The following is a 14,445-nucleotide window of genomic DNA, read 5'->3' as shown; positions in this document are numbered from 1 at the left end:
TTTCCGTTGGGGAGGTGACTGAGAAAGTGCAGTCACCCAGAAACTGACCCAGTGCGGGCATGGTAGTTTTAGATCAAAAAGTTATAAGCGTTTGGGATTTATCCCTTGCTGCAGCCCGGCGGGTGCGACTGGACCTATCAAGATTGCTAGTGATGGTTAAATGCCCAGGCAGCGCATGATTCAGCCAAATAGCACCTGCTGCTACCAGGACGGGATAGTGCAATGGACGCAAACACTTGGGTTTCGATGAGGGAAATAAACTCTGAGCGGGACCTGATCGCAGGGGAGAGTCTACAGATCACTCTTATCAATACCGCAACGGGAGAACCGGTAGAAACCGTTCGGTTCTCCCCGACGCCTGCAGTGGGGCAGTACGACTGGACGAAAGCTTTCGCAGATTACATCAACGCTACGGCCGTGCACCTACGTGCAGGCGTCCTGCAGACCGATGGGACATTCAAGACCGAGCACAGCAGTTACTTGAATAAAATATGGACAGATTCAGCGCCTGATCGCGTTGCGCTCACCACCGCATGCCGTTTCAGTCAGTGGTCGGATCTATATACAGTCAACGCGGTAGGCGCGTTGCCTGAAGGTACGACTATCACGTGTAATCTTCTCAACAAGTCGACAGGCGACCTCTACCAGACCGTTCAATGTCATGTCCCGACTGAGCGTTTGGGCAGATATTGGTAGCCTGCCTATTTGAGCGAGACGATTAACAACAGAGGAGAGCTGCTACGCGCTGGAGAAAAGGATAACGCCCAGAAAAAGTTCGTTCCTATTGGCAGCAGTTTTCGTAACCACGTTTGGGCTCCGGCCGGATTACCGCTGACGCTCGAATTCGATGTCGGCTTTTCGCCAGCCGCATTGGCAAGTGCCGCGCAGGTGTTTACGCGTCTTTGTGATCAGATACCCAAGTCTATTCCGTCTGCGCAGGATATAGACGCCTGGTTGAGCGGTTTTTCTGACGGTAAGTTTCGAGACATCACCTACCCCGCGCAAGGTTCGACAGTCGAGGATATCAGTGGGCTCAATCTGCATCTGGACAGGGCCTTCAGAATCGCCTGCTATCTCTTCAGTCAGGCAACTGCATCGCCTGCGCATTATCTGTCTCATGCGCTGGAAGCACTGAACTTTTACGCCAGACAGGACTACAAAATCAGCTGGTGGAATCGACAGATTGGTCTTGCCAAAAAGGCTGGCCGCACGGCTGTGCTACTCGCCAAACATTTGACCGGCTCAGAGCTGATCAAGCAGTTCATCCCCTACGCCATGAAGACCACAAACACCTATGCCTACACCCAGACTGGCGCCAATCTGGCTGACTTTGCGTCCGTTCAGATTCTGTGGAGTGTCAGCGCATGGAAGAACTCTGGGCAGGGCAGCTATTTACTGTATCTGCGCGCTGCGGCAGATGTGCTGTCCGGGCTGTGCCAGCCAGTCGAACGCGAGGGCAAGGAGCATGGAGAAGGGGTAAGCGTGGATTACGCTATCAATCAACACAATGCCCTCAACGGCAGTCAGTACTGCATGCAGCTTTACTCAGGATCCTATGGCGCTGAGTTGTTGAACAGAATTGTTGAAGGCGCAGTGGTACTGGTCAGCGAGTTTTCACTCACAGCGACTGCACTGTCCGAACTGGTCAATGTTGTGGTGGAGGGTATGGGATGGATGGGCTACGCCAGCCGTAAGGATTTCCACGTCAATGGAAGGGCGATCAGTCGCGGTGTTCCTTCCAATGCTCACATTGCGATATGGGCTGAAGTACTGTTGCCCTTTGCAGATACTGCCAACAAAGAAGCACTCAATGAATTGATTCGACGCACAAGTGGCGATGAATCAAACAACCAATACTACAGAGGTGGACGTCTTTTTTGGGTCAATGACTATCTGGCCCATATCGGTTCTCACTACTGTGTGTGGGCCAAGGCGATTTCCACTCGTACAGTGGGTGGAGAAAGTGGCAACGGCGAGAACCCAAAAGGTTATTACATGGGCGCGGGCACCTGCTTTCTGACTCATCATGGCAAAGAGTATGAGGGCATCCAGCCGGTCTGGGACTGGCAACGTCTACCGGGGACGACGGTCGAACAAGTTCCGAATTTCAAATGGCCCAATACTGCCTGGGGGGTAAACATGTGGGGATCTCACGACTTTGCAGGAGGCGTGAGTGATGGAAAGAGAACCCTTCTGTCCATGGAGTTGTCCAGAAAAAACGTGACTCATGCCTATAAGACGGTCATGGCGACCGGTGATCGTGTGACTTGCATGGGGACCGGAATTGATACTCGCTCTGTCATGTTTCCGGTGGTTACCTGTGTCAATCAGTGCATTGCACGTGGTCCGGTGAGGTACCTGACGATCGACAATCAAGAGCATACACTTGAGCAGGGCTCGCTGACGGCTGACAATATTCAGGCCGTTTACCATGATGGCTTCGTCTATACGCTGGCATATTTCCGGTCTCGCCCTACCGTGACTATCGAGGTGAAAAGCCGCAGCGGTGCCTGGTCTGACATCAATATCAATGGCTCCCCCTATACGGTGACACTGCCTGTTTTTTCGCTTTGTATCCATCATCAAAAAGGTGAGAACGGCTCTTACTGCTATAGCGTCAGTCCTTTAGAAGATCTCTTGGACGGGGCGCTCCTGCCAACAGCTACCGTATTCGAAGTCGGCATGGCTGATGAACACATCGTGTACGATGGCGAGGCCGTAATGGTGAGTTGTTTCGATGCGGAGTTAACGCGCAGATGGGCGCAGGAAGCCGGCCATGGCTTCTATCCGGAACAACCGTGCGTTTATATTGCAGAACAGCAGGACGCGCAGGTTAAATTGACCTGCGCCGACCCCACGCAGACCCTGGAAAACTTGGCATTTGTCATCAAGGCAGATGAGCGGGGCACGCCACTGGTCAGGCTGGTAGTACGCCTGCCGCAGGGTGATGAACGAGGGCGCTCTGTAACCGTCAACTTCTTGATTGATTAGTTGATGTCCGCAAGGAGAAGAGACGGGTATCAATAGCCCGTCATCTCCAGATACCCGACTCCCTCCTGGCTACCGCTGAACCTCACCGGGCCTTCCCAGTAGGGAATACTGGTGCCCATCCAGGCCTTGGAATTCAGCGCTTCGGTGGTGATGTTCAGGTTCCTGCCGGGAATTTTGATTGCCCAACGGGTCGGTACCTGATGCTCGCCTATTGAGGTCTCCGTGAGTGGTTCAAGGCCGATTTCATTGGCGTGCAGCAAACTTGTCGTGCCATCGGCGCTGATCCAGTTGCCGGTCAGGTAGGGTGTGCCGTCCTTGTGGCGGATGCGGTAAAGCATCAAGCGGTCGCCGCCTGCCAGTTGCAGCGAGAACCAGTCCCAGCCGCTCTGGTTGGCGGTCAGTGGCTGGCTGCTCCACTCCCGGTCCAGCCAGGCGTTACCGGTGACCTGATAGGTTTTTCCTTCAATTACCACACTGCCTTTGGCGTCGAAGAAAGGCTGGCTGTAGTAGTACGACGCCTGGCCCGCTTCCGATTTCTGGCTGTAGCCTTGTTCGCCCTGCAACACCAGCGGCTTACTGGAGGTCAGGTGCAGGTCGTAGCGGAAATCCTTGCCGTTTGCCTTGAGTTGCATCGATGCGAGCGGGTCTCCGGTTTGAGCAGTGCTGGTGAATGCCCAATCGTCGATCCACGCCGAGAAGGGCGTCGACGTCACATTTGCCTGGCCGACTCCACCCCGTGCGTAACGCTCCGCCACGTAATGGCCGCTGCTTGATGTGGCTGCTGCATGGCCCAGCCAGATCGTGCCTTCGTTCCAGCCACTGCCGGTCTGTTGGCCGGGGCGCAGGGCATTGCGAAACAACGTCCACTGCACGCCGAACTGCTGGCCCGCGTCATCCTTGAGGGTGGCGGTGATGTACCACCACTCGATACGAAAGCCGGGGTGCTGGCCGTGGTCCTGCGGGAATGAAAAGACCTTGCCGGGTGTCACCTGCGCATAGCTGTCGGCCGTATTGCCCAGACCGGCGAACCCGCTTTCAGGTTGCGGTTTGTCGTCGCAGGCGGTGAGTAGCGCTGCGATGACCAGCGGCACCAGCCATTTACTGTTCATTGGCGAATGTCCTGATTAGATCCGCTGGACGGCTACGGTACAGCCTCAGCAACGGCCAGGCCGAGGCCAGCAAAGTCGCCAGCATCGCCAGCGCCATCAAGTGCAGCAGTTGTAGCGGGAACACCTGCAGCGGCAGGCGCCAGCCAAAGGCGCGAACGTTGATCACCGCATCCAGGCACCAGGCCAGCAGCAGCCCCAGTGGCAGCGCGAGCACCAGTGTCAGGACCGCCAGCAGCCAGGTCTGCCCCAGGTTGAGCAGCATCAATTGCCGTCGCGTGACGCCCAGCGCCCACAACGGGGCGAGCTGCCCGAGGCGGCTCTGGCTCTGGGTCAGCAGGCTGATGAACAGCGCCACGCCAGCCACGCCCAGTGTCAGGCTGTTGAGTGCGGCAGGGGCGGCAAACGTACGTTCAAAGACCTGGCTCGACCAGCCCTTGAGCTGGCTTTGATCGATGATGTGATTGTCGTCCAGCTTGAAACGCGCTTGCAGCCGGATGACCAGCGACGGGATTGTCGCCTGATCGACCCTCAGGTTGAAACGCACCGGCATCGATTGCGGCCAGTGGGCGAGCAGGTGCCGGGCATTGACCAGCAGATGGCCCTTGGGGTTGCCATAGTCGGCATAGATCCCGACGATGCGTGGGGTCCACTTGCCAGTGGGCACCGGGATGTTCAGCGTATCGTCCAGACCCAGTTGAAGGCGGCGTGCCAATTGTTCGCTGAGCATGACTGTGTCTTCATCGCGCAACAGATTCCACGGATCACCGGCGACGGATTCCAGCAACGCCCAGTGCTGGCGATAGGTGTCGTGATCGATAACGCCAAACAGGTCCACAGGCCAGCCCTGGACTTGCACCGGCACTTGCCAGTTGGGCAGCACGGCGCGGATATCCTGTTGCTGGTTCAGCCAGGTGTTCAGCGGCTCGGCCTGCTCCGGATTCTGCGGGCTGACATACAGTTCGGCGGTCAGGCGTTGCTCCAGCCAACTGTTGAACGTCTGACGAAAACCCGAGGTCATGCTGCCTGCGCCGATATTCGCGGCCATCGCCAGCAGCAGGGCCATCAGCGCCAGACTCAGGGCGGGCAACTGTTGACGGCAATCCGCCAGAAACCACTGCCCGAGCACCGAGCGGCTGCGCGTCAACAGACCGCCAAGCATGGTGTCCAGCAAAACCGGCAGGGCCAGCGCGGCACTGAGCAGTAGGGCGGACATCATCACAAACCCCAGCATCAGACTGGTGCCGAATAACAGCGCGCTCACGCCCACCAACGCGCCCAGCACCGCCACCCACGCCTGGCGCTGCAACCAGCGTGCATGGGCTTGCTGCCATGCCTGGGCATCGGCCAGTGCCAACAACGGCAAGCGCGCAGCCCGCAACAGGCTATTGGCACCGGCCAGCAACGCGCCAAGCAGACTCAGGCCGATACCGCTCAGCCACCACCACAGACTGAGGTTCAACTGGCCGGCGACCTCCGCGCCGTACAAGCCGCGCAGGCTGGCCGCGACATCCGGCAATAACAGGCTGGCCAGCAAGTAGCCGCTGACCACGCCGAAAATACCGCCCAACAGAGCCAGTGCGCCCAACTCTACGCCCAGCGCAGCTATCAACAGGCGTGCGCTGACGCCACAGGCACGCAAGTTACGCAACAGCCCACGGCGCTGTTCAAGGGCCAGGCCAATGGCCGCGTGGACAATGAACAGGCCGACGATGAAGGACAGCACCCCGAGCGCATTCAGATTGAGGTGGAAGCTTTCGGTAAGGCGCTCCAGATTGTTTTCTTCGCCGCTTTTCTTGATCACCAGCAGGTCATTCAGGGCTGCCGGCAGCGCAGGGTTCTGCCGGGCAAAATCCTTGGCCAGCAGCATTCCGGACAATTGCCCCGGCTGGTCCAGCAACGATTGCGCAAAGCCTATGTCAGTCAGCAAAACGCCGGGCGCCATATCGGGTTTAGCGTGCAAGGGGGGCAGCCGAACACCGGTTTCGGTCAACGGTTGCTGGCCTTCTTCGAGCCCCAGCGCTTGCAGGGTCTGCGGCGCGATCCAGGTCATGCCCGGCGGCGTGAGGAAGTCCACGACCTGTTCGGCGTTCAGCGTCTGCCCGGTCAGTGCCGAGCCGGTCGGCAAGGTCACCGGCTCGATACCCATCAGTTGCAGGCGACGGTCTTCGCGCCCTTGAAGCACGATACGGCCTTGCAGCATGGGCGATACGGGCCAGCCTTCGCGGCGCAACTCGATAAACAATGCCTGCGGGAACAGCCCGCCGCTGCTGGCGGCGATACGGGTCTGCGGCTCGCCGCCAATCAACTGGCTGGCCCGCTGGTAGCTTTCCCGTGCCTGACTATTGAGCGCCTGCACGCCGGTCAGCAGCGCGGTGGCCAGCCACAAGCCGGTCAGCACACTGAAAAACTGCACCGGATGACGGCGCCAATGGCTCAGCAGGGCGCGCAGCGTCCAATAGAAAACCCGCATCAGCGTTCGCCTTCGTCAGCCAGACGCCCCATATGCAGTACCACTTTACGTGACAGGCGCTGCGCGACGCGCGGGCTGTGGGTGACCATCAGCAGGCTGGTGGGGCTGTCGGCGAGAATATCCAGCAGCAGTTGCAGCACCTCGTCGCTGGTGGCTTCGTCGAGATTGCCGGTGGGTTCGTCAGCCAGCAGCAGGCCGGGTCGAGAGGCGAGCGCGCGGCCTATTGCCACTCGTTGCTGCTGTCCGCCGGAGAGCTGTTCGGGATAGCGATCCAGCAGTGCGGCCAGACCCAGACGCTCGATCAAATGCGCCTGCCAAGCTGCATCTACGCGCCCGGCCAGTCGTGCCTGAAACGCCAGGTTGTCGGCTATCTTCAGGCTGCCGATCAGGTTGAACTGCTGAAACACCAGACCGATTTCAGTCCGCCGCCAGTTCGCCAGCTGGCTTTCGTTCATCAGGTCCAGGCGTTGGCCGGCAACCTCTATGCTGCCGTCATCGACCTGATCAAGGCCCGCGACCAGATGCAGCAAGGTGCTTTTGCCACTGCCGGATTCGCCCATCAACGCCAGGCTTTCGCCCTGTGTCAGGTGCAGGTCCACGCCCTTTAATACATTCAGCGGCCCCTGGGCCGTGGTGTAGCGCTTGAATACGTTTCGCACTTGCAGCATGAGCGGCTCAATGGTTCTGACTGAGTTAAAAGAGTAGCGCCTGAGCGCAAGCGCGTCGCGACCAGATATCAGCTATCGTGCGACGCTCTGCGTCGTCATGCCGTTCAGGACGCTCTGCGTCCTCTTTGCTACGCAGAGCGTCGCGACCAGCATTCCCGAACGACAATCATAAAGCTACTTCCCGCCGCCACGAATCAGCCCGCGCAGGGCAAACCGGTTAGGGTGACAGGCTTCGGCAACGCTACGCGGCAAGGGCAGGGGCTCGTTGTCGAGCCAGGCGGCGATCAGCTCGCCACACAGCGGCGCGGTGATCAGCCCGCGCGAACCGTGGCCGCTGTTGACGTACAGGCCGTCCAGCCACGGGCAGGCGATGTTGGGCACCTGGCGCGCGTCCTTGCCCAGGGCAGCATAGGCCTGAAGAAATGCTTCGCGATCGGCCAGCGGCCCGACGATGGGCAGGTAGTCCGGGCTTGTACAGCGAAAGGCTGCGCGACCCTGCAATTGCTCGGGCGACAAATCGGCGGTGTCGAGGCGCGAAGTGAGGTCTTCTGAAATCTCCCGCAACAGCCCCAGATTGTCCAGATGATCGGCCAGGTTGGGGGGCAGATCAGTACTGTTGAAATCGAAACTGGCCCCCAGCGTATGTTCGCCAAGACGCGCCGGAGCCACATAACCCTCGGCGCACACCACGCTGCGCAATGCCGTGCTGGCCTGAGTCTGCGGCAAACGGGTGATCTGCCCGCGGATGCGTTTGAGCGGTAAATCGGCGCTCTGCGAAAACTGCTTGATATCCGCCGCCCCGGCCAGCACGACGACCGGAGCACTGTCGATCAACTGTTCGTCACTCCAGACCTGCCACTGATCATCGATGCGTCTCAGCTCCAATGCCTGCTGATGAGCGATCAGACGGATATTGGCGTGCGCGGCCTGTGCGTGACACAGCGCAGGCGGATGAACCCAGCCGCCTTCGGGGTAAAACAGCCCGCCACTGTTCAGCGCAACGCCGCTCTGCGCTTCGGCCGCAGGCTGGTCCAGCAGGTGCAGGAGTGATTCGGGGAAGGCATCGGCCAGCTGTTTCTGACGCAGCGCTTCCTTGTCATTGAAGGTCAGTTGCAGCACGCCGCAAGCGTCCCAGTCGACACCGCGCTGCAAGCGTTCAAGCAGTCTTCGCGTGTGGCCAAAACCGCTGAGGATCAACTGTGAAAGCGCTGTGCCATGCGCCGATAACTTCAGGTACAGCACGCCCTGCGGATTGCCCGAGGCTTCCTGCGCCGGTGCGGCATGACGCTCCAGCAGGCTGACCTGCCAACCCCGCTGTGCCAGGCTCTGCGCCGTGGCGCAGCCTGCCAGCCCTGCGCCGATCACCAGCGCCTTGCGCTCGCCGCTAATCGGAGCGGGGCGGGCGAACCAGGGTTTGGCGGCAGGAGAGGGTGCAGCATCTTCAGGCCAGGCGATAAACGCGCCGCGCAGCACTTCCCATTTATGGCCGATGCCCGGCACCCGCTTCATTTTGAAGCCTGCTGCGTTCAGCGAGCGCCGCACCCAGCCGGTGCTGGTAAACGTGCCTATCGTGGCGCTCGGTGCAGACAGGCGCGCCAGTTCGGCAAACAGTTCGGGTGTCCACATTTCCGGGTTTTTCGCTGGCGCAAACCCGTCGAGAAACCACGCATCAATCTGCCCGTCCAGCTGCGGTAGCATTTGCAGCGCATCACCAATCAGCAGGGTCAGGGTCACGCGGCCGTCATCGAATACCAGACGCTGAAAGCCTTCATGCACAGCCACATATTGATCGAGCAATTGACCCGCGAACGGCGACAGCTCCGGCCACAATGCCAGCGCGCGTTGCAGGTCGGCGCGGCTCAACGGGTATTTCTCGACGCTGACGAACTGCAGGCGCGCATTGGCGGGCGCGCACTCGTCGAACAACTGCCAGGCACAGAGGAAATTCAGCCCGGTGCCGAATCCGGTTTCACCAATGATCAGCCTGCCGTCCTCCGGCAGCTCGCTGAAACGCCGGCGCAGGTCGTTCTGCACCAGAAACACATGGCGCGTCTCGTCCAGACCGGACTCGGTGGAAAAGTAGACATCGGAGAAATCGCGGGAACGCGGGTTGCCTTGTTCGTCCCAGTCTATCCGGGCGTGGCGGGTAATGGTCATGTCAGGCTCAGCGGTGGCAGTGGGCGCATTTTAGCCGTGTGCGAGGATAAAAGTGCGATCACTGCTGCGCCGATTGACCGATGCCCGCAATCGGTGGTCAGAATGCTCACTGAGGGTTGTCCACCGGGCGTTCTCTGAGCCATCCCCAATCAGGAGTTGTGCATGTTTGAATCCGCTGAAATCGGTCATGCCATTGACGACGAGACCTACGAAGCTGCTTTGCCCGAGTTGCGCGAAGCCTTGCTGGAAGCGCAGATAGACCTGCACGAGCAGGCCGGTCGGCAGATCATCGTGCTGATCAACGGCATAGAGGGCGCAGGCAAGGGCGAGACCGTCAAACTGCTCAGCGAATGGATGGACCCGCGCCTGATCGAGGTACGCACCTTCGATCAGCAGACCGACGAAGAGCTGGCCCATCCACCCGCCTGGCGTTACTGGCGACAACTGCCTGCCAAGGGGCGCATGGGAATCTTCTTTGGTAACTGGTATAGCCAGATGTTGCAGGGCAGGGTCCATGGGCGTTTCAAGGACGCGGTGCTCGATCAGGCCATCAGCGGTGCCGAGCGCCTGGAAAAGATGCTCTGTGACGAAGGCGCGCTGATCTTCAAATTCTGGTTCCACCTGTCCAAGAAACAGATGAAGCTGCGCCTCAAAACCCTCAAGGATGATCCGCTGCACAGCTGGCGCATCAGCCCGCTGGACTGGCAGCAGTCCAAGACTTACGACAAGTTCGTGCGCTTCGGTGAGCGGGTGTTGCGTCGCACCAGCCGCGAATATGCGCCCTGGCATGTGATCGAAGGCGTGGACGCCAACTACCGCAGCCTGACGGTCGGCCGTCTGCTGCTGGAAGGCATGCAGGCCGCGCTGAACAAGGTCGAGCCCGAGCCCGCTGCGCTCACCGTTGGCCCGTTGGCGATCCATGACAATGAGTTGACCCTGCTGGACAGCCTCGACCTGAGCCTGCACCTGAGCAAGGACGACTACCAACAGCAGCTCATCACCGAGCAGGCGCGCCTGTCCGGCAACATGCGCGACAAACGCATGAAAAGCCATGCACTGGTGGCCGTGTTCGAAGGCAACGACGCGGCAGGCAAGGGCGGCGCGATACGTCGTGTTGCAGCGGCGCTCGACCCGCGGCAGTACGCTATCGTACCAATTGCTGCACCGACTCAGGATGAACGTGCTCAGCCGTATTTGTGGCGTTTCTGGCGGCAGATACCGGCGCGCGGCAAATTCACTATTTTTGACCGCTCGTGGTACGGCCGGGTGTTGGTCGAGCGGGTCGAGGGCTTTTGCAGTGAGTCCGACTGGAAGCGCGCTTACGCCGAAATCAATGACTTCGAAGAGCAACTCACGGACGCAGGCATTGTGGTGGTCAAATTCTGGCTGGCCATCGATCAGCAGACCCAGCTGGAACGTTTTCAAGAGCGCGAAAAGATCCCGTTCAAGCGTTACAAGATCACCGAAGACGACTGGCGCAACCGCAAGAAATGGCCGGATTACCGCCAGGCAGTGGGCGACATGGTGGATCGCACCAGCACCGAAATTGCGCCGTGGACACTGATCGAGGCCAACGACAAGCGCTGGGCGAGGGTCAAGGTGTTACGCACGATCAACGAGGCGCTGGAAAAGGCGTTTGGCAAAGACAAGAAGAAGTGATCGTCTGAACCGCGTGCCTGTCTGCATCGGCACTGGCGGGCGCAGCGGGGCATCATTTGCGAGGCGGGCGCGTTTTCTGCCTGATGATGTAAATGGTCACCAGCACCGCGCTGGTCAGCATGAAAGCTCGTGCCCAAGGCTGTGCGATCAGGTAGCACGACAGGCTGATGCTCAGCCACATCAGGCCGATTACGTACACCTTGCCCTTGAGCGGGATGCCATTGCCTTCAAGGTAGTCTCGAATCCATGGGCCAAGCCGCGGGTGGTCGACCAGCCAGTGGTAGAAACGTGGAGAGCTGCGCGCGAAGCATGCAGCTGCCAGCAGCAGAAAGGGCGTGGTGGGCAGCACCGGCAGGAATATCCCGATGACGCCCGATACCACGCTCAACCAGCCAACCGCTATCAGCAGATAGCGCACCGAGCGGTGACGGCTGGTGCGCGGTGAGTCTTGCGCCATAGGCGCCGACTCAGTGGTGGCGGGGCTTGAGGATCGCCGGCTTTTCGTCCGGAGCCTGGCAGAGCAGGTACAGGGCGGTCAGTGCTTCGGGGATTTGCACGATCATGTCGTCCATCAGGTTGGCGTCCTGAGCGATGTCGGCGAACTCCGGCTGCTCATCGAACAGGCCCGAACCGACCATGATCGGCAGGAGCATTTCGCTGACTTCTTCCTCGGCACTTTCGAACCAGGCGTTTTCACGCAGGAACACGCCTTCCATGAAGCCGATGCACCAGCCACGCAGGTCCGAATCATCCGGATCGTCGCCCAGGTCGAGATCACATGGCAGTTCGAACTCTTCGTCCGACGCCAGCTGGCGGGCAATGTGTGCCTTGAGTGCGATCAGAGTGGCTTCGACCTCTGTCTGTTGCGCCTCGCTGCTGTACTGCGGCGGCTCGGAGAACAGCGCGTCGATCCACTCGCGCTCCGGCACGTCTTCGGCACAAATGGACAGGGCGGTCAGGTAGCCATGAGCGGCCACGTAGTCCAGTGCTTCTTCGTGCAGTTCATCTGCATCGAGGAAGACTTGCAGGCGGGTTAATTGCTCAGCGAAGGACATGGAAGCGCTACCTTGAAAATAAACGATGCTGGATTCTAGGCCCTGAGCGTCCTTGGCGCCAGCGCGCAGGCCAATTGCGGTTAATTTCGACCGCTCATGTCCGAGCCATCCATTGCTCCCGAGCGCTCGGGTATACTCCCCCGTTTTGCAGTGCAGCAGGATATTCCGGGGTTTTTATGCTTGAGCAGGCACAACGCGTACTTAAAGACATCTTCGGTTACGACAGCTTTCGTGGTCGCCAGGGTGCCATTATCGAGCGTGTAGCCAACGGTGGCGATGCACTGGTGCTGATGCCGACCGGTGGTGGCAAGTCCCTGTGTTTTCAGGTGCCGGGGCTGTTGCGTGAGGGGCTCTGTGTGGTCGTCTCGCCGCTCATTGCGCTGATGGACGATCAGGTCGCCACGCTGGATGAACTCGGTGTGTCCGCTGCTGCGCTCAACTCCACCCTCAGTGCCGAGCAACAGCGTGAGCTGGCCAACCGCATTCGCCTGGGCGAAGTCAAAATGCTTTACCTCGCCCCGGAGCGCCTGGTGCAGCCGCGCATGCTGTCGTTCCTGCAAAACCTTCAAATTGCCCTGTTTGCCATCGATGAAGCGCACTGCGTATCGCAATGGGGTCATGATTTCCGCCCTGAGTACCTGCAATTGGGGCAACTGGCCGAGCTGTTTCCGGATGTGCCGCGCATCGCGCTGACCGCCACCGCCGACAAGCGTACCCGCGAAGAAATCGTCACGCGCCTGCACCTGCAGAACGCCGAGCGCTTTCTGTCCAGCTTCGACCGGCCAAACATCTTCTATCGCATCGTGCCCAAGGAACAGCCGCGCAAACAGCTGCTGGCGTTCCTCTCCGAACGGCGCAGCGATGCCGGTATCGTCTACTGCCTGTCGCGCAAGAAAGTCGATGAAGTGGCCGTTTTTCTGAGCGAAAACGGCTATCCCGCGCTGCCGTATCACGCCGGGTTGCCATCGGAAACCCGTGCTGCCAACCAGAAACGCTTCCTTAATGAGGAAGGGCTGATCATGGTGGCGACCATCGCGTTCGGCATGGGCATCGACAAACCCAACGTGCGTTTTGTGGCGCACATGGACCTGCCCAAATCGCTTGAGGCCTACTATCAGGAAACCGGTCGGGCCGGGCGTGATGGCCTGCCTGCCGATGCCTGGATGGCCTACGGTCTGCAAGACGTGCTGATGCTCAAGCAGATGTTGCAGAACTCCGAAGGCGACGAGCGCCATAAGCGTCTGGAGCAGCACAAGCTCGACGCCATGCTCGCCCTGTGCGAAGAAACCCGTTGCCGTCGACAGACCCTGCTGGCCTATTTCGACGAAGACATGCCCAAGCCATGCGGGCATTGCGACAACTGCGTCGATGGCGTGCAGACCTGGGATGCCACCGAGCCTGCGCGTCAGGCGCTGTCGGCCATCTACCGTACCGGCCAGCGTTATGGCGTCGGTCATCTGGTCGATGTGCTGCTGGGCAAATCCAACGACAAGGTAGAAAGCTTCGGCCATCAGCATCTGTCGGTGTTCGGGGTCGGCAAGGCACGCACCGAGGCCGAGTGGCGCTCGCTGTTCCGCCAACTGGTGGCGCGCGGGCTGGCAGACATCGACCTTGAAGGCTATGGCGGCCTGCGCCTGAGCGACACGTGCCGGCCTCTGCTGCGTGGCGAAGTTACTCTGGAACTGCGCCGCGACCTCAAGCCACAAACCACTTCAAAGAGCAGTTCCGGCAGCCCGGCGAGCCAACTGGTGCGCGGCGAAGAGCGCGAGCAGTGGGAGGCCTTGCGTGCCTTGCGGCGCAAGCTGGCCGAGGAACATGCCGTGCCGCCTTACGTCATTTTCCCGGACTCGACCCTGCTGGAAATGCTGCGCAGCAAACCCGGATCAATGGCCGAGATGGCCCGAGTGGGCGGCGTGGGCGCGCGCAAGCTGGAGCGTTACGGCGAGGCCTTTCTTGAAGTGCTCAGTGGCAAGGCCGAGGCACCACGGGTGGTGGCCGATGTACGACACGAGCTGATCAGCCTGGCGCGTGCCGGCATGACCCCCACGCAGATTGCCGGTCAGTTGCAGTGCTCGGAAAAGAATGTCTACACCCTGTTGGCCGAGGCCATCGGCAAGCAGCAGCTGTCCATCGAGCAGGCACTGGACTTACCGGAAGACCTGTTGGGCGAGGTTCAGGATGCCTTTCTCGATGGCGAAGGAGAACTACCACCGGTGTCGGCGATTGCCGAGCAGTTTGCCGGGCGGGTGCCGGAGGGCGTTTTGTATTGCGTGCGAGCGGCGTTGCAATCGGAATTTGAGGTATAACAGCGTGCGACGAAACGTCACCGTCCCGCG

Annotated in this window: 10 protein-coding genes; 4 read left to right on the top strand and 6 right to left on the bottom strand. The window is 59.9% G+C overall.

Going from position 1 to position 14,445, the window contains the following annotated elements; translation table 11 throughout:
• Positions 1-222 precede the first annotated feature (222 nt).
• Positions 223-696 (top strand): hypothetical protein, encoded by a 474-nt coding sequence (locus tag LJU29_RS19870; RefSeq protein ID WP_306459379.1) that lies wholly within the window; start codon positions 223-225, stop codon positions 694-696.
• Between the two features lie 9 nt (positions 697-705).
• Positions 706-2,991: a polysaccharide lyase 8 family protein gene (locus LJU29_RS19865; protein WP_257111102.1), complete on the top strand. Its 2,286-nt coding sequence runs from the start codon at positions 706-708 to the stop codon at positions 2,989-2,991.
• Between the two features lie 29 nt (positions 2,992-3,020).
• Here LJU29_RS19865 and LJU29_RS19860 read toward each other — a convergent pair whose 3' ends face one another.
• From LJU29_RS19860 to mnmC, 4 genes are all read right to left on the bottom strand, one after another.
• Positions 3,021-4,100 (bottom strand): lipocalin-like domain-containing protein, encoded by a 1,080-nt coding sequence (locus LJU29_RS19860; protein WP_257111101.1) that lies wholly within the window; start codon positions 4,098-4,100, stop codon positions 3,021-3,023.
• Positions 4,090-6,570 carry an FtsX-like permease family protein gene (locus LJU29_RS19855; protein ID WP_257111100.1) on the bottom strand — a complete coding sequence of 827 codons (2,481 nt, stop codon included), beginning with the start codon at positions 6,568-6,570 and terminating at the stop codon, positions 4,090-4,092. Before LJU29_RS19855 ends, LJU29_RS19860 begins: the two co-directional genes overlap by 11 nt.
• On the bottom strand, positions 6,570-7,238 hold the full coding sequence (locus LJU29_RS19850; protein ID WP_005758688.1) for an ABC transporter ATP-binding protein: 669 nt from the start codon (positions 7,236-7,238) through the stop codon (positions 6,570-6,572). The genes LJU29_RS19855 and LJU29_RS19850 overlap by 1 nt, the downstream gene beginning before the upstream one ends.
• A gap of 174 nt (positions 7,239-7,412) precedes the next feature.
• Positions 7,413-9,395, bottom strand: coding sequence for a bifunctional tRNA (5-methylaminomethyl-2-thiouridine)(34)-methyltransferase MnmC2/FAD-dependent 5-carboxymethylaminomethyl-2-thiouridine(34) oxidoreductase MnmC1 (mnmC, locus tag LJU29_RS19845; RefSeq protein WP_257111099.1), 1,983 nt, complete (start codon positions 9,393-9,395; stop codon positions 7,413-7,415).
• Positions 9,396-9,557: 162 nt separating this feature from the next.
• Here mnmC and pap point away from each other — a divergent pair, with 162 nt between their 5' ends.
• Positions 9,558-11,054 (top strand): polyphosphate:AMP phosphotransferase, encoded by a 1,497-nt coding sequence (pap, locus tag LJU29_RS19840; RefSeq protein WP_004664251.1) that lies wholly within the window; start codon positions 9,558-9,560, stop codon positions 11,052-11,054.
• A gap of 52 nt (positions 11,055-11,106) precedes the next feature.
• Here pap and LJU29_RS19835 read toward each other — a convergent pair whose 3' ends face one another.
• Together LJU29_RS19835 and LJU29_RS19830 are read right to left on the bottom strand one after the other, a co-directional pair.
• Positions 11,107-11,511, bottom strand: coding sequence for a YbaN family protein (locus LJU29_RS19835; protein ID WP_122322597.1), 405 nt, complete (start codon positions 11,509-11,511; stop codon positions 11,107-11,109).
• A gap of 10 nt (positions 11,512-11,521) precedes the next feature.
• Positions 11,522-12,109 (bottom strand): UPF0149 family protein, encoded by a 588-nt coding sequence (locus tag LJU29_RS19830; RefSeq protein ID WP_002552569.1) that lies wholly within the window; start codon positions 12,107-12,109, stop codon positions 11,522-11,524.
• A 176-nt stretch (positions 12,110-12,285) separates the two neighbouring features.
• Here LJU29_RS19830 and recQ point away from each other — a divergent pair, with 176 nt between their 5' ends.
• Entirely contained in the window at positions 12,286-14,415 is a 2,130-nt protein-coding gene (gene recQ, locus LJU29_RS19825) for a DNA helicase RecQ (protein ID WP_016980791.1), read from the top strand.
• Positions 14,416-14,445 lie beyond the last annotated feature (30 nt).

The sequence above is a fragment of the Pseudomonas ficuserectae genome (genome assembly GCF_024584585.1).
GTDB classification, from domain to species: Bacteria; Pseudomonadota; Gammaproteobacteria; order Pseudomonadales; family Pseudomonadaceae; genus Aquipseudomonas; species Aquipseudomonas amygdali.
This window is presented reverse-complemented; position numbering and strand designations above follow the sequence as displayed.

Coding starts and splice junctions, on each gene's coding strand:
- LJU29_RS19870 (WP_306459379.1), top strand. CDS start 223: ATGGACGCAAACACTTGGGTTTCGATGAGGGAAATAAACTCTGAGCGG.
- LJU29_RS19860 (WP_257111101.1), bottom strand. CDS start 4,100: ATGAACAGTAAATGGCTGGTGCCGCTGGTCATCGCAGCGCTACTCACC.
- LJU29_RS19855 (WP_257111100.1), bottom strand. CDS start 6,570: ATGCGGGTTTTCTATTGGACGCTGCGCGCCCTGCTGAGCCATTGGCGC.
- LJU29_RS19850 (WP_005758688.1), bottom strand. CDS start 7,238: ATGCTGCAAGTGCGAAACGTATTCAAGCGCTACACCACGGCCCAGGGG.
- mnmC (WP_257111099.1), bottom strand. CDS start 9,395: ATGACCATTACCCGCCACGCCCGGATAGACTGGGACGAACAAGGCAAC.
- pap (WP_004664251.1), top strand. CDS start 9,558: ATGTTTGAATCCGCTGAAATCGGTCATGCCATTGACGACGAGACCTAC.
- LJU29_RS19835 (WP_122322597.1), bottom strand. CDS start 11,511: ATGGCGCAAGACTCACCGCGCACCAGCCGTCACCGCTCGGTGCGCTAT.
- LJU29_RS19830 (WP_002552569.1), bottom strand. CDS start 12,109: ATGTCCTTCGCTGAGCAATTAACCCGCCTGCAAGTCTTCCTCGATGCA.
- recQ (WP_016980791.1), top strand. CDS start 12,286: ATGCTTGAGCAGGCACAACGCGTACTTAAAGACATCTTCGGTTACGAC.